The organism is Vibrio sp. YT-15 (genome assembly GCF_033337445.1).
In the GTDB taxonomy this organism is placed as follows: Bacteria; Pseudomonadota; Gammaproteobacteria; order Enterobacterales; family Vibrionaceae; genus Vibrio; species Vibrio alginolyticus.
This window is the reverse complement of sequence record NZ_JAWOQR010000015.1, coordinates 16279-35763: the sequence shown is the minus strand read 5'-3', so window position 1 is coordinate 35763 and position 19485 is coordinate 16279. Positions and strand designations below refer to the sequence as shown.

Sequence of the window (19485 nt, the reverse complement as noted above, 5' to 3'; positions counted from 1 at the left end):
CGGGGGGCTTGGTATGTATCGAAACAAAGATAAGGTACTGGAGTACTGTGACAAGGAAGAAGGTTGGGTGGCTATTAGCTCTGAACTTTCTGTTGTAGCACGAGTTAGGGCACAAGATAAAAAATCAGGTTATGGTGCCTGTATTGAGTTTGTGAATATGGATCTTGTTCCTGTCCGGTTGGTTGTGCCTGCAAATCGAATTTTAGGTAGTGCGAGTAACACACTGCGTGAGGAACTATTTGATCGCGGCTTTTGGCTAGAAGATGAGAAGTACAACTGGAGCCGTGTATTACGCTACTTACGTCAACAGATAAAACAAGCGCCAACTGGCATCAGTGCCTTTAATACTGGTTGGCATGGTGATGTATTTGTGACAACTGAAACCACTTTTGGCGCATTCGAGGAGCCATATTTTTATGCTGGAGCAGTTGTTGATAGTAATTTTGAAGTAAAAGGTAGCCTAGATCACTGGCAACAGGAGATAGGCTGTCTTTTGAGCGGAAATCCAACCTTGATATTTTCTGTTGGAGTCGCACTTGCAGCACCGCTACTAGCACCGTCGGGAGGAGAAAGCTCAGTATTTCATTTAATGGGTTCATCAAGCCAAGGTAAGTCTGGTGCTATTTATGTTGGATCGTCAGTTTACGGCTCTCATTCGTATAAGAAGACTTGGTATAGCACGAACAATGGTATCGAATCTGTATCAGTCAATTACAACGATGTCATGTTGCCTCTGGATGAGATTGGCATGGCGAGAAGTGAGAATCTGGATACAGCGGCTTACCAGATTGTGAATGGCGATGGAAAGTTAAGAATGTTAATTACAGGAGCTTTGGGTAAACAAGCAAAGTGGCGAACCCTTGTACTTAGTACTGGTGAGGTTGGTTTGATCGATTTGCTGGAAGAGATCGGCAAAAAGCCCGCCGCTGGCCAGTTGGTCAGGATAGTGGAGATACCGCTGACGGAAAAATATGGCTGTTTTTCTAGCATTCACCGATTTAATGATTCTCACGATTTTGCCAAACATTTGGAGGAGGCAACGAAAAAGCACTATGGTTCGCTATTTCCAGCTTGGATGTGCTTGATAGTAAAGCAACCTGATCTGGAGCTTTTGTTAAGATCGGAAACGGATAGGTTGATGCAGCGCTGGAAGGAAAGCTGCATGTCAGCTCAAGTTCTTAGGGTTCTGCATCGCTTTTGCTTAGTTGCCGTTGCGCTCTCACTGGCCTCTCGACACAAACTAGTACCGTGGAGCGAAGAAGAGTCTTTATTCTCTGTGTACAGTATTTTTCAGCGCTGGATTGCAGCCAGAGGGCACACTCAAAATCACGAAGAGTTTGAAGTGCTTTTGGCATTGAAGCGGGCTCTCGCCAAATGGGAAAAGCAGTTAAGTGAGATATCCAGCGGAAGATCATCAAACACGGGGTACTTCCGACGAGATGGAGATGAGATCCAGTGGCTGATTCATAAAAATGTGTTTATTCGTGATCTCCAGCTGCGCAAGCAATACATCAGCCAGCTGACTCCTTTGGTTCAACGACGCTGGTTTGAATCAAACGAGGGAGCCAGGGGGACACTACGAGTAAAAGTGAACGGTAAGTTGGAAAGGTTTTTTGCTTTTACTCCAGCTCAAATTATCCAAGAACTAGAGGAGCTGACCGCCGATGCGTAATCCGTTTCCCAGTTTTCCCACATTTCCCAGAGCAGTGGCATGGAGGGGGAGTTATGACAAGCAATGAACAAGTCCTTCTCCAGTCCATTTTAGCAAAAATCGATCATGTAGAGCGGGTTGTGTTAGAGCAGCGTTTGCAGCAACAAAAGGTGGATCTGCTTGGAAAGGACATTCTAACCGTTGATGAATGTGCAGCCTTGTTGGGTTTATCAACCAACCAGCTTTATAAGTTGACCAGCTCTGCGGAAATACCATTTTTCAAGCTTGGTAAGCACCTCAGATTTGAGCGTCAAGCCATCATGGATTGGGTAGAGCAGCAGCGTGTTTCATCTCATTATGAGATCGAAAAAAGGGCAGCAAATTATGTCGCCACCACTTCTCGTAAGTAATACTTTCATAGCAGCGGCCTTAGGCCGCTGAATCCTTTCCAGAAACAAAAATATCAGGGAATGTCAGCATCGCTTCCATCCTGCGTTGTTCTATGATATCGGCATAGATCTCGGTTGTTTTAAGTTCACTATGACCGAGCAGTTTCGATACTGCATATATATCTATTCCTCGGCTAAGCTGAATTACAGCAAAGGTATGACGACCAGCATGGAATGTAACGTGCTTACTTATTCCAGCAGCCAGAGCCCATCTAAGCAGTTCTACATTTATATAAGAAGAGTATTTTAATCCCTTGAATACGCGCTCGTGAGAGGCTTTGGGGCTACCCAAAAGTGATTCTGCTGACTTTGGTATGTCTAAATACTGAAGGCTCTTAGCATCGCTGTGAGAGAGTTTGACCTGGTCGAAGATAATTCGTTTGTGATTATTGAATGTCTCTATTTCTGACCAAGTAAGTCGATGGATATCGCACCAACGCATCCCCGTTGCACATGAGAACAAAAACGCACGTTTAAGGACTGGGTAGCGACATTCTGTGTGAGCTAACGCGTTGACCTCATCCAGTGTTAAATAAACCCGCTTAGTCGTTTTCGCTTTGATACTGGTCACTTGTGAAAGCGGGTTATCGCGAATAATACCTTCTCGATGTGCTTCGTTGATCGCCGCTCGAACTTTATTGAAGTAGGAGCTTTGTGTGTTGCGAGATAGCGGTGTATCACTTTTGGTTTTCGCTTCATTGGTTAGGTAATACTTAAACCCGTCTAACCAGTCTTTATCCAGCTCATCAAAACTAAGATCATGTTTCCCGCAGTAGAACAGCAGGTGTTTACGAGCTGAAAGCCAGATTGAATGGTTGGAGGTTGAGGTGGTTTGTTCTTTGATGTCAATTTGCCGTTGAAAGTAATCAATGAAGCTAGCTGAGCGCTTGGTTCGATCCTCAAAACCATGCTTCTGAGATTGCCACTCAACCAGTCGTTTACTCTTAATGGTTTCGGCGAGAAGCATATGCTCTTTGTTGTGTTGGCGCTGGGCGGGTGTTTTAGGTTTGTCGTGAACGTACAGGTCTAAAGTTTCGTAGCTGCGTTTACGTTTATTTTGGCGTCCACCTAGTGTGTTTGTGGCATAACCATGATCATAAACCAAACGTAGTGAGCGTGTGCCATCAGCTCTAAGTGTTCGTTTTTGAATGGAAATTTTCATTTTAGACTCCATTTGGGCCCCAATCAGTGCGAGTAGCATGTCATGGAGCCCAAATGGGGACTAGATTTGGCAATTAACGGCAACGGATGGAAACAAACGGCAAATGACGATCTAATAAAATCAGTGTGTTATCTACCGTTGCTTGCTGTTGTTTTCCGTTATTTGCCCACTTTACTTCCCGATACAGAATGAAGAGAAGATTCGTCCCAGTAAGTCGTCAGAACTGAACTCACCGGTAATCTCATTGAGATGTTGTTGGGTGATGCGTAGCTCTTCAGCCAATATTTCACCTGCCATATAGCCTTCAAGCTGCTCCTGGCCTATTTGAAGGTGCTGTGCGGCACGTTCTAATGCATCGAGATGACGACGACGAGCCATAAACCCACCTTCACTGTTGCCAGAGAAGCCCATACACTCCTTGAGATGATCGCGCAGAGCTTCAACCCCTGCACCAGTCTTCGCTGACAAACGGATAAGAGTAGGGTTATTGACGTGGCAGATCCCCATATCTTCACCCGTTTGATCCGCTTTATTACGGATCACAGTTATGCCAATGTTGTCTGGTAGGCGATCCACAAAATCTGGCCAGATATCTTTCGGATCGGTGGCATCGGTTGTCGTGCCATCCACCATGAACAACACGCGGTCTGCTTGGGCTATTTCATCCCACGCGCGTTCGATACCGATTTTCTCTACTTCATCGGAAGCATCACGCAAACCTGCTGTATCAATGATGTGTAGTGGCATGCCATCAATATGGATATGCTCACGCAGTACATCACGCGTGGTTCCTGCGATGTCGGTTACGATTGCAGATTCTTTACCCGATAGCGCGTTCAGTAGGCTTGATTTGCCCGCATTTGGACGACCCGCAATCACGACTTTCATCCCTTCACGCATAATAGCGCCTTGGTTAGCTTCTTTGCGCACCGCATCTAGGTTGTCGATGATGGCTTGTAGGTCACCAGCCACTTTACCGTCGGCCAAAAAGTCGATCTCTTCTTCAGGGAAGTCGATGGCTGCTTCAACATAGATACGCAAATGAATCAGCGACTCAACTAAGGTATTAATGCGGCCTGAAAATGCGCCCTGTAAGGATTGCAGTGCCGATTTTGCTGCTTCTTCAGAACTGGCATCAATGAGGTCTGCGATCGCCTCGGCTTGAGCGAGGTCGAGTTTATCGTTCAGAAATGCGCGTTCAGAGAACTCACCAGGGCGAGCAGCTCGAATACCATCTATACCTAGAATGCGTTTTATCAGCATATCCATCACGACGGGGCCGCCATGGCCTTGCAGCTCAAGTACGTCTTCACCGGTAAATGAGTGCGGGTTAGGGAAGTACAGTGCGATGCCCTGATCAAGCACAGTGCCATCTTCTGACTTAAACGGCAGGTACTCTGCGTAGCGGGGCTTTAGTGTTTTGCCAGTGACTTCTAACGCCACTTGGTTGGCTTTAGGGCCAGAAACTCGAATAATACCGACACCGCCACGACCAGGCGCGGTCGCTTGAGCGACAATCGTATCTGTAGTCATAATTTTGCCTTTTGAGCTGGGCTATAGGGAAGATACCTAGGGAGCCATCACAATTAATTAGCTGAATTGTAATCAGCCAAAAACAAAAAGGCGACCTTTTGGCCGCCTTTCTCAATCATTTCCTAAAAGGTTACTTGCTGTGTAAGCCTTTTTTCTCTAATCCTTTGTAGATCAGAGTTTGCTGGATAAGCGTTACGATGTTCGACACCAACCAGTACAGAACGAGACCTGATGGGAAGAACAAGAAGAAGAAGGTAAACATAACCGGCATAAAGGTCATGATCTTCTGCTGCATTGGATCCGTTACTGTTGTCGGGCTCATCTTCTGGATTAGGAACATAGACGCACCCATCAATAGCGGCAGGATGTAGTAAGGGTCCTGCGCTGAAAGGTCATGAATCCAACCGAAGAATGGAGAGTGACGTAGCTCAACCGATTCCATTAGTGCCCAGTAAAGCGCGATGAAGATAGGCATCTGTAGGATAAGAGGTAAACAACCACCTAGTGGGTTCACTTTCTCTTTCTTGTACAGTTCCATCATTTCTTGGCTCATGCGCTGACGGTCATCACCGATACGCTCACGCATTGCTTGCAGCTTAGGCTGAAGCATACGCATTTTCGCCATAGACGTGTATTGCGCTTTTGTTAGTGGGTACATTGCACCACGAACGATGAAGGTCAGGCAGATGATTGCCACACCCCAGTTACCAACAAAGCTCTGGATGAATGAAAGCAACATATGAAGAGGCTTCGCAATGAACCATAACCAGCCGTAGTCCACTACTAGGTCTAGGTTAGGTGCCACTTCTGCCATTTCATCTTGCAGTTTTGGACCAACCCAAAGTGTTGCTTCAAACTTAGCCTGATCGCCTGTTGCGATAGTTTTGTTCGGCATACGAACGCCGATGTCGCCTAGGTTGCCAATTACACGAGTGTATAGGTTAGTACCTGGTTCGTTACGTGGGATCCAAGCTGCGGCAAAGTAGTGCTGAATCATTGCTGCCCAACCTTGGCCATCGGCTAGGTTAAGAGACAGGTTGCGATCCTGCATATCATCAAAGCTGTACTTCTTGTAACGCGTATCTTCTGTTGAGTATGCGCCACCACGGTAAGTAGGCATTGTGATGCTACCACCATCGTCCATTAGGTTTTGACGTAGGTGAGCGTACATACCAAATGTTGCGTTGTTGCCTGAGTTGTTCACTACATCGTATTCAACATTAAGCGCGTAGCTGCCGCGTTTAAAGATGTAAGTTTTGGTGTATTCGATGCCGTTTGCAGTGAATGTCATCGGAACGCGAAGTTCATCTTGACCGTCAGCCATTGTGAAGCTGTCTGCACTTACGTTGTAGTGAGGGCGATTTGTGCTGCTCAAGTCGATACCTTGAGGACCCACTAGACCGCTTTGAGCGATAAATTGGTGACCTTGAGCGTCTTTAAGCAGAACAAAGGAATCTGATGAATCTAACTCAGCAGAGTATTCGTTAAGGTTGGCATGTACCACATCGCCACCAACGGTGTCGATCGACAGAGTTAAAACATCAGTCGTTACTGTGATAGTTTTTGCAGAAGCTTGCTGTTGACCAGGAACTGGGTCAAGTTCATCAGCAAAAGATGGTGCAGGTAGAGTGCTGCTTGATTGAGCCTGTTCAACTGCTTGAGGTTCTGGATTCTTTGCAACTTGCCATTGTTGAAACAGCAAAAAAGAAACCAGGGCCAAACCGATGAGCAGGATATTACGTTGAGAATCCATCGTTAGTTATCTCTGTCTTGTTTTTGGACTGGTGGAACGGGGTCATACCCCCCTTCATTCAAAGGGTGGCATTTTAATAGACGTTTGCCTGATAACCAACATCCTTTTACAAAACCGTGAGCTCTCAAAGCTTCTAGCGCGTAAGTGGAACAGGTTGGTGTGAACCGGCAACGAGGACCAATCAAAGGGCTGATAAACCAGCGATACAGATAAACGAGCCCAATGGCTATCCACGTGAAGGGCGAGACAGGCGTTGCCATAGCTTATCAAACAACTTAAAAATTTCCTCATTGCTTAAATCTTGCGCGCTTTTCTTCGCAATCACAACAAAATCTTTGTTTGGAAGCTGATGTTGATTGTTACGAAAGCTTTCACGAGCCAAACGCTTAAATCGGTTACGACCGACAGCCGTTTTGATTTGCTTTTTGGGAACCGCTAAACCTAATCGTGGGTGAGAAAGTTTGTTATTGCGAGCAATGATGGTGAAATGAGGCGAGCCAGCTCGATGAGCTTGCTGGAAGACGTTTTGATAATGCTCGGGAGTTAACAAACGTAACTCCCGATTAAACGCGTACGTGTTCAAAATAAACTAGCGATTATTTTGATAGGCGCGCACGGCCTTTTGCACGACGTGCGTTGATAACTTTACGACCGTTCTTAGTTGCCATGCGAGCACGGAAGCCGTGAGTACGCTTGCGCTTTAGAACTGTAGGTTGAAAAGTGCGTTTCATGATAATTACCTTTACTGATCAGTAGTTTTAGGTTCTTGTTAAACCCGGCGTGGGTATTTGCTTTCTTATATAAAGAAGCTCTTTATATAGAGAAGGACAACCGACGCCTCTCAACAAAGAGGCGGAATTGTAATCACACTCACATAATGTGTCAATGACTCAATGAGTACGAAATTCCGGCCGGGCGATTATACGTAGTGTGAGTAAAATCTCAAGGATCAATCGATCCTGATGCTTGATCGTTACTCTATTCCTACTTGGTTAAGGAATTTTTTCAAACGAGGATCTTGTGGATTATCGAAGATATCCTGTGGAGAACCTTGCTCAACGATATTGCCTTCCGCCATGAAGATCACTCTATCAGCGACTTCTTTCGCGAATTGCATCTCGTGCGTCACCACTAGCATGGTTTGATGCTGATTAGCTAACTTCTTCATTAATGAGAGAACTTCACCGACCCATTCAGGATCCAGCGCAGAAGTTGGTTCGTCAAACAACAGCAGTTCTGGTTGCAGCGCCATCGCTCGGCCGATACCCACGCGTTGTTGTTGGCCGCCAGATAATGCCGCTGGATAACTATCGCCTTTATCCCCAAGGCCGATGTCATCCAGAATTTGTTGCGCTCGTTTGAGAGCATCGGCTTTTTTCCAACCTCGAACGGTCACTAGACCTTCGGCAATGTTCTGGCGCGCATTCATATGGGCAAACAGGGCATAGTTTTGGAACACAAAGCCAGTTCGACGACGCAGCGCTAATACTTCGGCTTTAGTGTGTTTTTGAGTATCAACGGAGATGTCATCTATCGTGATACGACCTTCATCTGCTTGTTCTAGAAAGTTCACCGTACGCAGCAAGGTTGATTTACCCGTACCACTTGAGCCGATAATCACGATGATCTCACCTTGCTTAATATCGAGGTCGATGCCTTTCAGCACTTCAGTCTCACCAAAACGTTTGTGAATATTTTCTAACTTAATCATCGTACGTACGCCTTATTCAGTTTTGCTTCTGCCCAGATTTGTACGCGAGTCAGAATTACCACCACGCCCCAGTAAATAAGAGCAACCGCAAGGAAAGCTTCAAAGAAACGGAAACTTGATGAGGCTTCCATCTGTGCTTTCGCCATGATTTCGGCCACACCAAGCGTGAAAGCGAGAGACGTTGACTTGATCATATCGATGAAATAGTTCATCAATGAAGGCAGTGCGACACGCGTTGCTTGAGGTAAAATCACTCGGCGCATTGCTTGGGATGTCGTCATACCGACCGATAAGCTCGCTTCCATTTGGCTGCGATCAATGCCAATAATGGCGGCACGAATACTTTCCGCCATATAAGCGGCAAAGTGCAGCGTTAAACCGATCACCGCTGCTGAAAAGGCGTCGATACCGACCATCAATGGAAAAATTTGCGGTAAGCCGTAGTAAAGCAGGAAAAGCTGAACCAACAGTGGGGTGCCACGGAAGAAGCTGATGTACAGTTGGCTTAATTGATCCAGAACTGGCAGTTTAAATACGCGAATATTGGCTAAAATGACGGATAAAATCAGTGAAAACACCAATCCCCACGTCGCCATTTCCATGGTAGTGCCAAGATATTTCAGCAATATCGGCAGCAGTTCCAACATGTAATTAAAGTCAAATCCCATACGGCTTACCTAAAGGCTAGAGAAAAGAAAAGGTGGAAAACAAGTTCCACCTTTACGTAAGTTTATTTTAGTCCGAGAGTGATACCACTTTGCGGCCTAAAGTACAAAGAGTTCTTATTTCGTGATGTCAGCGCCAAACCACTTCACGGAAATTTTCTCTACTGTACCATCTGCGCGCATCTCAGCCAGTGCTTTGTTTACTTCTTCTTGCAGCTTACGACCTTTCTCGTTGTCAACGAAAGGCCATGCGTTTTGAATGGTCTCAAACGGTTCGCCTGCCAATTCCAGAGGAAGGCCAGTTTTCTTAATCAGCTCTAACGCAGAAAGACGATCCATTACAAACGCGTCTGCACGACCGAGCGCCACGTCATGTTCGATACCTGTGTCGTACGTTTTAATGTTGATCTTGCCGTCTTTGTCGTATTGACGCAGCAGTTGCTCAAAGTTAGAGCCTAGGTTGACCGCAACGGTCTTGCCCGCAAGATCGTCAACACCTTTGATGCTGTCGTTGCCTTTACGCACGGTAATTTGTGCGCCATCTACAACGTAAGGGTCAGCAAATAGGTATTTAGCTTTACGCTCATCAGTCATGGTGATTTGGTTGGAGATCGTATCGATACGACCAGTTTCTAAAAGACCAAATAAACCAGAGAAGTTGGCTGTTACGTATTCGATTTTGTAATCGTTACGTTTACCGATTTCATCCCACATGTCGACTTCAAAGCCTTGTAGCTTGTCTTGCTTTACAAAAGTAAACGGGAAGTAGCGACCTGACATACCAACTTTGACTTCAGTAGCGGCTTGTACGGTTGCTGCCGACAGTGCAATGGCTGCAACGGCAACCTTAATCCAGTTTTTCATAATACATCTCCATAATTTTATGGTTGGAAATACTACTGTTAGTTAGCTCAATTAAATAAATAACCAAGAGCAATAACCTAGACCTGTGAGTTATTAGATAATAGAAGAAGAATGTTAAATGTGACGAAAATGCGAACTGAACCTAGCGAAATGATCGACAAAATCAGCATTGGGAATAAAATAATACACAGACTTATCACCAATCGCTCGATCTTGTGAATTTTGCCCAATTGTGGATCGTTGTGTGGGCAAATTTGGGGCAAGGTGTGTTGATCTCATCAAGTTTGCAGAAATAATTGTGAATAACTTGGATCTTATTCACTGGATCGTCGATCAATCGCTGGCGATCTTGGTTATCAACAGGTAAAATTGCCAGTCTTTTCCGATAATTCAATTACTCAGTGGGGGCACCGTGTCATCTTCGCTTTGGCTGCAATGTTTGCAGCAGCTTCAAGAAGAGCTACCAGCTACAGAATTCAGCATGTGGGTTCGTCCGCTACAAGCGGAGCTCAATGACAATACTCTCACTCTATTCGCGCCAAACCGCTTTGTGTTGGACTGGGTGCGTGATAAGTATCTGAACAATATTACTCGCTTACTGCAGGAATACTGCGGTGGCGATATTCCTAACTTACGTTTTGAAGTGGGGAGCCGACCTGTCTCTGCACCAAAACCAGCGCCGACACGTACGCCTGCAGATGTGGCTGCCGAGTCATCTGCACCTGCGCAATTACAGGCGCGTAAGCCAGTACACAAAACCTGGGATGACGACGCTCAAGCGATTGCGGCTATCAATCACCGCTCAAACATGAACCCAAAACACAAGTTCGATAACTTTGTTGAAGGTAAGTCGAACCAACTGGGTTTGGCTGCGGCGCGTCAGGTATCGGATAATCCTGGAGCTGCTTACAACCCGCTGTTCCTATACGGCGGCACGGGCTTGGGTAAAACGCACTTGTTGCATGCGGTGGGCAACGCGATTGTGGATAACAACCCGAACGCAAAAGTGGTCTACATGCACTCAGAACGTTTTGTGCAAGACATGGTAAAAGCGTTGCAAAACAATGCGATTGAAGAATTCAAACGCTACTACCGCAGCGTGGATGCGCTCCTTATCGATGACATCCAATTCTTTGCTAATAAAGAACGTTCACAAGAAGAATTCTTCCATACCTTCAACGCACTATTAGAAGGTAATCAGCAGATCATTCTAACGTCTGACCGTTATCCTAAAGAAATTAATGGCGTTGAAGATCGTCTTAAATCTCGCTTTGGTTGGGGTCTTACTGTTGCGATCGAGCCACCTGAGCTTGAAACGCGTGTGGCGATCTTGATGAAAAAAGCCGAAGATCACCAAATCCACCTTGCTGATGAAGTGGCATTCTTCATTGCCAAGCGTCTGCGTTCGAACGTTCGTGAGCTAGAAGGTGCACTGAACCGTGTTATCGCGAATGCGAACTTTACTGGTCGTCCAATTACGATTGATTTTGTTCGTGAAGCGCTGCGCGATCTGCTTGCTCTACAAGAGAAGCTGGTGACAATCGATAACATTCAAAAGACCGTGGCGGAATATTACAAGATTAAAGTGGCGGACTTGCTGTCTAAACGTCGCTCTCGTTCTGTAGCGCGTCCTCGTCAGCTGGCTATGGCGTTAGCAAAAGAGCTAACCAACCACAGTTTGCCTGAAATTGGCGATGCGTTTGGGGGCCGCGATCATACGACCGTACTTCATGCTTGTCGCAAGATTGAGCAGCTGCGTGAAGAGAGCCACGACATTAAAGAAGATTACTCTAACTTGATTCGCACCCTGTCTTCGTAATCGGTTAGAATAACGATATTCTAAGCAAATCATTTATTGAGCTGACAGCGTAAAGAGCCAAGCATGAAATTTACCATTGAACGTAGTCATTTAATCAAACCGCTACAGCAGGTTTCGGGCGCTTTAGGTGGCCGACCAACCCTGCCAATCCTGGGTAACCTACTTCTTAAAGTAGAAGAGAACGTATTGTCGATGACGGCAACCGATCTTGAAGTAGAGTTAGTAAGCAAAGTGACGCTAGAAGGTGATTTTGAAGCGGGCAGCATTACCGTTCCTTCGCGTAAGTTTCTCGATATCTGCCGTGGTTTACCGGACGATGCGATCATCACATTTGTATTAGAAGGTGATCGCGTACAAATTCGCTCTGGTCGCAGCCGTTTCTCGTTGGCAACGCTTCCTGCGAACGATTTCCCTAATATTGAAGACTGGCAAAGCGAAGTGGAAGTATCACTGAGCCAAGCTGATTTACGTACGCTGATCGACAAAACTCAGTTCTCGATGGCGAATCAAGACGTTCGTTACTACCTCAACGGCATGTTGTTTGAAATTGACGGCACCACGCTACGCAGCGTGGCGACGGACGGCCACCGTATGGCGGTATCGCAAACTCAGCTAGGTGCGGACTTTGCGCAGAAGCAAATCATCGTGCCACGCAAAGGTGTGCAAGAATTAGTAAAGTTGATGGATGCGCCAGAGCAGCCCGTAGTACTTCAGATCGGTAGCTCCAATGTTCGTGCTGAGGTGAATAACTTTACTTTTACCTCTAAGTTGGTTGATGGTCGTTTCCCTGACTACCGCCGTGTATTGCCTCAGAGCACCAATAAGACACTAATAGCAAGTTGTGACGAGTTGCGCCAAGCCTTCTCTCGTGCTGCGATTCTTTCCAACGAAAAATTCCGTGGCGTGCGAGTGAATCTGGCTGATACTGAAATGCGCATAACCGCGAATAACCCAGAACAAGAAGAAGCGGAAGAGATGCTTGATGTAACCTTTGAAGGTGACGCCATCGAAATCGGCTTTAACGTAAGCTATGTGCTTGATGTTCTGAACACGTTGCGTTGTGAAAATGTACGTGTGTCGATGTCGGATGCTAACGCTAGCGCGTTGATTGAAAATGCCGACGATGACAGTGCCATGTACGTGGTGATGCCAATTCGTCTATAAGCCAACTGAATGCCTCTTTCTCGTCTCATCATTCAGCAGTTTCGAAACATTAAAGCCTGTGATATTGAGTTATCAGCAGGCTTTAACTTTCTTATCGGGCCGAACGGCAGCGGTAAAACCAGTGTCTTAGAAGCGGTTTATCTGCTCGGGCATGGCCGCTCATTCAAGAGCTCTCTCACCGGACGAGTGATACAAAATGAGTGTGACGAACTGTTTGTTCATGGTCGTTTTTTGAACTCGGATCAATTTGAGCTACCTATCGGCATTAATAAGCAGCGTGATGGCTCAACAGAGGTTAAAATAGGCGGTCAATCTGGACAAAAATTAGCGCAGTTGGCACAAGTTCTGCCTCTGCAGTTGATACACCCAGAAGGGTTTGATTTACTGACAGATGGCCCTAAACATCGTCGTGCGTTTATTGATTGGGGCGTGTTTCATACCGAGCCCGCTTTTTATCAAGCATGGGGAAGGTTCAAGCGCCTGAACAAGCAGCGCAACGCGTTGTTGAAAACCGCCAATAGTTATCGTGAGCTCAGTTATTGGGATCAGGAAATGGCAGGATTGGCTGAAAACATCAGCCAATGGCGAGCAAGTTACATCGAGCAGATGAAAACCGTCGCAGAAACTATCTGTCAGACATTTTTGCCAGAATTTGAGATCCAATTGAAGTATTATCGTGGCTGGGATAAAGACACCCCATACCACGAGATACTAGAAAAGAATTTTGAGCGTGATCAGGCATTGGGATACACCTTTAGTGGCCCAAACAAAGCTGATTTGCGCATTAAAGTGAACGGAACGCCCGTTGAAGATGTTCTGTCACGCGGTCAATTAAAACTCATGGTGTGTGCATTGCGTGTAGCGCAAGGGCAACACCTGACAGAGATGGCCGGTAAACAATGCATTTACCTAATTGATGACTTCGCGTCGGAATTAGATAGCCAACGTCGCAAGCGTCTTGCTGACTGCTTAAAAGAGACGGGCGCACAAGTATTTGTAAGCTCTATCACTGAAAGCCAAATCGCCGATATGTTGGACGATAACGGTAAATTGTTTCATGTGGAACATGGCAGGATAGAGTCAAACTAGAAGAGAGAAACTCATGTCTGAAAATTACGATTCATCGAGTATTAAGGTACTGAAGGGTCTGGATGCGGTACGTAAGCGTCCAGGAATGTACATCGGCGATACGGACGACGGCACCGGCCTTCACCACATGGTTTTCGAGGTGGTGGATAACTCAATTGATGAAGCGTTGGCAGGTCACTGTAAAGACATCGTTGTGACAATTCATGAGGATAACTCGGTTTCCGTTAGCGATGATGGTCGTGGCATTCCAACAGAAATCCACTCAGAGGAAAATGTCTCTGCAGCAGAAGTAATCATGACGGTTCTTCACGCGGGTGGTAAGTTCGACGATAACTCATACAAAGTATCGGGTGGTCTTCACGGGGTAGGTGTTTCAGTAGTAAACGCACTATCAGAGAAAGTTGAGCTAACGATTCATCGTGGTGGCCATATCCATACGCAAACCTACCGCCATGGTGAGCCTCAAGCGCCACTAGCCGTTGTGGGTGATACGGATAAAACCGGTACACAAATTCGTTTCTGGCCAAGTGCCGAGACGTTCTCTAACACAGAGTTCCACTATGACATTCTGGCGAAACGCCTGCGTGAACTGTCATTCCTGAACTCTGGTGTGTCGATCAAATTGGTTGATGAACGTGAAGCGGACAAACATGATCACTTCATGTATGAAGGTGGTATTCAAGCGTTCGTTGATCACCTAAACACCAACAAAACGCCAATCATCGAAAAAATCTTCCACTTTAACTCTGAGCGTGAAGACGGCATTTCAGTTGAAGTGGCGATGCAATGGAACGATGGTTTCCAAGAGAACATCTTCTGCTTTACCAACAATATCCCACAGCGTGATGGTGGTACTCACCTTGCTGGTTTCCGTGCTGCGCTAACACGTACATTGAACAGCTTTATGGATAAAGAAGGTTTCTCGAAGAAAGCGAAAACAGCGACTTCAGGCGACGATGCGCGTGAAGGTCTAACTGCGGTTGTTTCGGTGAAAGTGCCTGATCCTAAGTTCTCAAGCCAAACAAAAGACAAACTAGTTTCTTCTGAAGTGAAATCAGCTGTTGAGTCTGCAATGGGTGAAAAACTGTCTGAGTTCCTGATTGAGAACCCGACAGAAGCGAAGATGGTTTGTTCGAAAATCATTGATGCAGCACGTGCACGTGAAGCTGCGCGTAAAGCTCGTGAAATGACGCGCCGTAAAGGTGCACTAGACCTAGCTGGTCTTCCAGGTAAACTTGCAGACTGTCAGGAAAAAGATCCGGCACTCTCTGAACTATACATAGTGGAGGGTGATTCGGCAGGCGGCTCCGCAAAACAAGGCCGTAACCGCAAGAACCAAGCAATCCTACCGCTAAAAGGTAAGATTCTTAACGTAGAAAAAGCACGTTTCGACAAGATGCTATCTTCTCAAGAAGTAGCAACACTGATCACCGCACTAGGTTGTGGTATCGGTCGTGACGAGTACAACCCGGACAAGCTTCGTTACCACAACATCATCATCATGACCGATGCCGATGTCGATGGTTCGCACATCCGTACGCTACTGTTGACCTTCTTCTACCGTCAAATGCCAGAGCTTATCGAGCGTGGCTATGTGTACATCGCTCAGCCACCACTATACAAAGTGAAAAAAGGCAAACAAGAGCAGTACATCAAAGATGAAGAAGCGATGAACCAATACCAAGTATCATTGGCTCTGGACAATGCATCGCTACACGTAAACGCAGAAGCACCTGCACTGGCAGGTGAAGCACTAGAGAAGCTTGTTCAACAGTACAATGCGGGTATTAAACTGGCGGAACGTATGAGCCGTCGCTACCCAAGTGCTTTGGTAAACGAGTTGATTTACACTCCTCGCCTAACGCCAGAGCAATGCCATGACGCATCAGTTGTGGAAGCTTGGACGAAGCAGCTTATTGAACAGCTGAATGCGAAAGAAGTGGGTGCAAGTCAGTACAGCTACGAAGTTGAGCAGCACGAAGAGCTAGGCTTAAACTTGCCTAAGATTGTGGTTCGTACTCACGGCGTGACGCACGAACATGCAATTAGCATCGACTTCCTAAACTCGAAAGAGTACGGCAAGTTGGCCGATCTATCAGAAGCACTTGATGGACTTCTGGAAGAAGGCGCGTACATCAAACGTGGTGAGCGTACTATGCCAGTGGCAAACTTTGCAGAAGCGCTTGACTGGTTAGTGAAAGAGTCAATGCGTGGATTAAGCCGTCAGCGCTACAAAGGTCTAGGTGAGATGAACCCAGACCAACTTTGGGAAACCACCATGGACCCAGAAACACGTCGTATGATGCAGGTAACGATTGAAGATGCGGTAGGCGCAGATCAACTGTTCACGACGCTAATGGGTGACCAAGTAGAGCCTCGTCGTAACTTCATCGAAGAGAACGCACTGAAAGTAGCGAACCTAGACGTATAACGACACTGTTCGTGATAGTAAAAAGCAGCGAGAAATCGCTGCTTTTTTTGTTTTACCACCAGCTAAAATCGCCACTTTCTGCTAAAGCGGATGTTTTTCTGGTACTAACTGCCAACAACGCGATCAAGCCTGCCATTTTATATCTGTTTTCTTTTTTTCTCGCCATTTTGTTCGCTTGAGCGCTTTTGCTTTCTTTTTTCTGCTCGCTATAGTGCTGAAGAGCTGATGATTAAGGAGACTAAGAAAATGGTGATGACTTTCCTGAACTAAGCCGGAAGTGATCCACTTCCGGTTCAATGCACTGAATTTATTTGTAAGACAAGGCATTAAGAAGGAAATAATCATGTTTGAACGCTGGTTCTCGGCGTACTGCTTGGCGCTGCGAACTTGGTGGTTAACCAGTCGCTTTTTAACCTATCAATCACCACTAAGGTTGTTATCGCTATTTGAAATCTGCGAGCAACAAGCCCATTGCCGTAACCGAGCTCGTATTGCGGTTGGGGACACGGTTCGCTTAGTGGATGTTGAACGCGCCTATCAATATCGCATGACGTTAGTCAGCTCGCGCAAGGGGCAGCCGATGACAGGTATGCTCGCGGTCGATTCTTATTTGGGGGCTCGACTGTTAGGTCGAGCTAAAAATGATGCGCTCGAAGTGGAAATTTTTAATCAGCGACGCTGCTTTGTGATTACTGAAATTGTTCATCAATCGCAGCCACCAGCTCAGAAAATGCTGTGTGGTTGTCTGTTGTGCCAATAAATAGAGGTGAAGTCATGAGTAAGAAAGAAAAGAAACAACCGCAGTTGAGTCTAAAAGAAAAGCGCAAACTAAAGCAGGAAAAGGCGGCAGAAAAGGGCGTTGTAAAAGCGCGTAAATCCTCCCGCAAGTAAAGTGTAGACTGAGCCCTCCAGAGCGGTGGGCTTTTTACCACTGATCGCGAAGTGATGAGGAACTAAGCTGTTTAAGGGGATAGTGGGAGCTTTAAAAATTTTTTATTTTTTCCCTTGAAAGTCATTTTTGACGACCTTATATCTAGTTATGAAGAGGGTGACTGGCTTGCTAGAGACTAGAAGACCAGCCCTCTGGAATCGCTAAAACGAGATCGCTCAGAAGAGGATATGGCGTTTTAGCACACAACTTAAACCTTTAGATTCAATATCATGTCTCCGAGCCAAACCAAGGCCAGTGGAATGATAAGAATCTCTTAGTTCGGCGTTGGTTTTTGCATAAACACGCCAGTAGGATGGAACTCATCTGAACTAAGACTATTGCTTAATTAAGAGGATAGATTTATGCGTAATGTAGATTTCTCACCACTATACCGTAATGCAATTGGCTTTGATCGTCTGCTAAACCTGATGGAAGCGAATACAGCGAAAAATACTTCTGGCGGTTACCCTCCATACAACATTGAGCAAAAAGACGAGCACAACTACCGTATTACTATGGCCGTTGCTGGCTTTGCTGAAGAACAGCTCGATCTGACTCAAAACGAAAACATGTTGATTGTGAAGGGCGAACGTAAAGCCGAAGAAGGCAAAAACTACGTTTACCAAGGTATTGCAGAACGCGATTTTGAACGTAAATTCCAACTTGCGGATTACGTAAAAGTTGTCGGTGCATCAATGGAAAACGGTCTGCTTCATGTTGATTTAGTTCGTGAAATTCCAGAAGCAATGCAACCGCGTAAGATTGCTATCGGTGGTAACAACCTGATTGAAAACAACTAATCAGCTGATTACACTGCAGTTAACCACACGGTTATAGAATGAGAAAGAGCGCCTTCCATTATGGAAAAGGGCGCTCTTTTTAGTTTGGGGCTTTCAAAGCCGCAATTTCAAAGAGAAGAACGGCTGAGTTCAATCCGTCTATTTACCTTCGCGGTAAGCCTTTTCCACTTCTTCAGCGATAATCGCAATGCCTTTTTGCATCATCTCATCATCTTGAACGTAGTTCATACGCAGGCATTGGTGCGCGTGATCCCACTCGTCTTGCTGACCAATAAAGAAATATTCACCAGGGACAATCAATACGCCACGCGCTTTCAAGCGTTGGTACAGTTCCATTGTTGTGATTGGCAGTTCATCAAACCATAACCACAAGAAGATAGCGCCTTCCGGCTTGTGGATGCGGAATCGCTCATCGGTAATTGCTTGTTGGAGCAGTTCAACCGCACGTTGCGACTTCTGCTTGTAGAACGGCTTAATCACCTCTGAACTCAGTTTAAGCAGATCGCCTTTGCCAATTATATGGTTTGCCAGCGCTGGACCAACACTGCCCGGCGCTAGGCTAATGATGCCGTTCATATTGGTTAACGCTTGCGTGATTTCCTCACTCGCAATCACAATGCCACAACGCACACCAGGCAAGCCAAGTTTAGATAGGCTCATGCATAGGATGGTGTTTTCATTCCAGAACGGCTCGACATCTTCAAAGATGATATTTGGGAACGGCAGACCGTAGGCGTTATCGATAATCAGTGGGATGTTGTTCTCACGTGCTAGCTTGTCCAGCTTACGTACTTCTTCGTCTGTCAGTACATTACCCGTTGGGTTGGTTGGACGAGATGCGCAGATTGCCGCAACAGAGTCGTCGACGGTTAGCTGCTCAAAATCGACGTGGTATTTAAACAGACCGTTATCTAACAGCTCGATTTCTGGGTGGTAAGAGATAAAGATATCTTTATCAATGCCAGCATCACCATAACCGATGTATTCAGGTGCGATAGGCAGTAGCACTTTCTTGTGCGAACCGTCTGGCTGTTTACCTGCCAACAAGTTGAACAAGTAGAAAAAGCCACTCTGGCTACCGTTAGTTAGGCTGATGTTCTTTTCGGAAATATCCCAGCCGTAAGTTTCACGGAATAACTGAGCTAGCGCTTTGACGAACGCGTCTTTACCCTGCGGGCCATCGTAGTTTGCGAGGGCGGCGACGAGCTCCCCACTGGCGAGCATTTCCTCACTGGCTTGGTGAAAGTAATCGAGCATGGCAGGAATGGCGGCAGGATTACCTCCACCGAGCATGATGGCACCTGGTGTGCGCAGACCATCATTCAAATCGTCCATTAACTGCGTAATACCTGAATACTGATTAAATTTTTCACCAAACTTTGAGAACTGCATGCTGACTTATACCTAATTCATTGTGATTGCTTTGTGTATGTTTATGCCGATGTTTTATCGGCTTATCGAGT

Annotated in this window: 18 protein-coding genes; 8 read left to right on the top strand and 10 right to left on the bottom strand. The window is 46.1% G+C overall.

The window, feature by feature from the left end; genetic code table 11:
- Nucleotides 1-13 precede the first annotated feature (13 nt).
- A complete protein-coding gene (locus R7D93_RS20930) occupies nucleotides 14-1672 on the top strand; it encodes a DUF927 domain-containing protein (RefSeq protein ID WP_203346797.1) in 1659 nt (552 codons plus the stop codon).
- 53 nt (nucleotides 1673-1725) lie between these two features.
- Entirely contained in the window at nucleotides 1726-2061 is a 336-nt protein-coding gene (locus R7D93_RS20925) for a helix-turn-helix domain-containing protein (RefSeq protein ID WP_203346798.1), read from the top strand.
- Between the two features lie 19 nt (nucleotides 2062-2080).
- Here R7D93_RS20925 and R7D93_RS20920 read toward each other — a convergent pair whose 3' ends face one another.
- The 9 genes from R7D93_RS20920 to R7D93_RS20880 form a co-directional block, all read right to left on the bottom strand.
- Nucleotides 2081-3262: a site-specific integrase gene (locus R7D93_RS20920; RefSeq protein ID WP_203346799.1), complete on the bottom strand. Its 1182-nt coding sequence runs from the start codon at nucleotides 3260-3262 to the stop codon at nucleotides 2081-2083.
- A 171-nt stretch (nucleotides 3263-3433) separates the two neighbouring features.
- Nucleotides 3434-4795, bottom strand: a complete 1362-nt coding sequence (gene mnmE, locus R7D93_RS20915) for a tRNA uridine-5-carboxymethylaminomethyl(34) synthesis GTPase MnmE (protein WP_005383836.1) — start codon at nucleotides 4793-4795, stop codon at nucleotides 3434-3436.
- 130 nt (nucleotides 4796-4925) lie between these two features.
- Nucleotides 4926-6548, bottom strand: coding sequence for a membrane protein insertase YidC (gene yidC / locus R7D93_RS20910; protein ID WP_005383834.1), 1623 nt, complete (start codon nucleotides 6546-6548; stop codon nucleotides 4926-4928).
- Nucleotides 6549-6550: 2 nt separating this feature from the next.
- Nucleotides 6551-6808 carry a membrane protein insertion efficiency factor YidD gene (gene yidD, locus R7D93_RS20905; protein ID WP_005378822.1) on the bottom strand — a complete coding sequence of 86 codons (258 nt, stop codon included), beginning with the start codon at nucleotides 6806-6808 and terminating at the stop codon, nucleotides 6551-6553.
- Nucleotides 6775-7098 (bottom strand): ribonuclease P protein component, encoded by a 324-nt coding sequence (gene rnpA, locus R7D93_RS20900; protein WP_005394102.1) that lies wholly within the window; start codon nucleotides 7096-7098, stop codon nucleotides 6775-6777. The genes yidD and rnpA overlap by 34 nt, the downstream gene beginning before the upstream one ends.
- A 46-nt stretch (nucleotides 7099-7144) precedes the next feature.
- A complete protein-coding gene (rpmH, locus tag R7D93_RS20895) occupies nucleotides 7145-7279 on the bottom strand; it encodes a 50S ribosomal protein L34 (RefSeq protein ID WP_005378825.1) in 135 nt (44 codons plus the stop codon).
- A gap of 242 nt (nucleotides 7280-7521) precedes the next feature.
- A complete protein-coding gene (locus tag R7D93_RS20890; protein WP_005378827.1) occupies nucleotides 7522-8259 on the bottom strand; it encodes an amino acid ABC transporter ATP-binding protein in 738 nt (245 codons plus the stop codon).
- Complete coding sequence (locus R7D93_RS20885; protein WP_005378829.1) at nucleotides 8256-8927, bottom strand: amino acid ABC transporter permease; 672 nt, start codon at nucleotides 8925-8927, stop codon at nucleotides 8256-8258. Before R7D93_RS20885 ends, R7D93_RS20890 begins: the two co-directional genes overlap by 4 nt.
- A 114-nt stretch (nucleotides 8928-9041) precedes the next feature.
- A complete protein-coding gene (locus R7D93_RS20880) occupies nucleotides 9042-9788 on the bottom strand; it encodes an amino acid ABC transporter substrate-binding protein (protein WP_005378831.1) in 747 nt (248 codons plus the stop codon).
- Between the two features lie 412 nt (nucleotides 9789-10200).
- Here R7D93_RS20880 and dnaA point away from each other — a divergent pair, with 412 nt between their 5' ends.
- From dnaA to R7D93_RS20850, 6 genes are all read left to right on the top strand, one after another.
- Nucleotides 10201-11607: a chromosomal replication initiator protein DnaA gene (dnaA, locus tag R7D93_RS20875; RefSeq protein ID WP_005378835.1), complete on the top strand. Its 1407-nt coding sequence runs from the start codon at nucleotides 10201-10203 to the stop codon at nucleotides 11605-11607.
- Nucleotides 11608-11670: 63 nt separating this feature from the next.
- The gene (gene dnaN, locus R7D93_RS20870) at nucleotides 11671-12771 is read left to right on the top strand and encodes a DNA polymerase III subunit beta (RefSeq protein ID WP_225497075.1); all 1101 of its coding nucleotides are present in this window, start codon (nucleotides 11671-11673) and stop codon (nucleotides 12769-12771) included.
- A 9-nt stretch (nucleotides 12772-12780) separates the two neighbouring features.
- Nucleotides 12781-13860 (top strand): DNA replication/repair protein RecF, encoded by a 1080-nt coding sequence (gene recF / locus R7D93_RS20865; protein ID WP_005378839.1) that lies wholly within the window; start codon nucleotides 12781-12783, stop codon nucleotides 13858-13860.
- 13 nt (nucleotides 13861-13873) lie between these two features.
- Complete coding sequence (gene gyrB / locus R7D93_RS20860) at nucleotides 13874-16291, top strand: DNA topoisomerase (ATP-hydrolyzing) subunit B (protein WP_005378841.1); 2418 nt, start codon at nucleotides 13874-13876, stop codon at nucleotides 16289-16291.
- A 343-nt stretch (nucleotides 16292-16634) separates the two neighbouring features.
- Nucleotides 16635-17051, top strand: a complete 417-nt coding sequence (locus R7D93_RS20855; protein ID WP_005383827.1) for a GreA/GreB family elongation factor — start codon at nucleotides 16635-16637, stop codon at nucleotides 17049-17051.
- A gap of 533 nt (nucleotides 17052-17584) precedes the next feature.
- Entirely contained in the window at nucleotides 17585-18022 is a 438-nt protein-coding gene (locus R7D93_RS20850) for an Hsp20 family protein (RefSeq protein WP_225497073.1), read from the top strand.
- Between the two features lie 138 nt (nucleotides 18023-18160).
- Here the strand turns inward: R7D93_RS20850 and R7D93_RS20845 are convergent, their stop codons facing one another.
- A complete protein-coding gene (locus R7D93_RS20845) occupies nucleotides 18161-19414 on the bottom strand; it encodes a valine--pyruvate transaminase (protein ID WP_154204935.1) in 1254 nt (417 codons plus the stop codon).
- Nucleotides 19415-19485 lie beyond the last annotated feature (71 nt).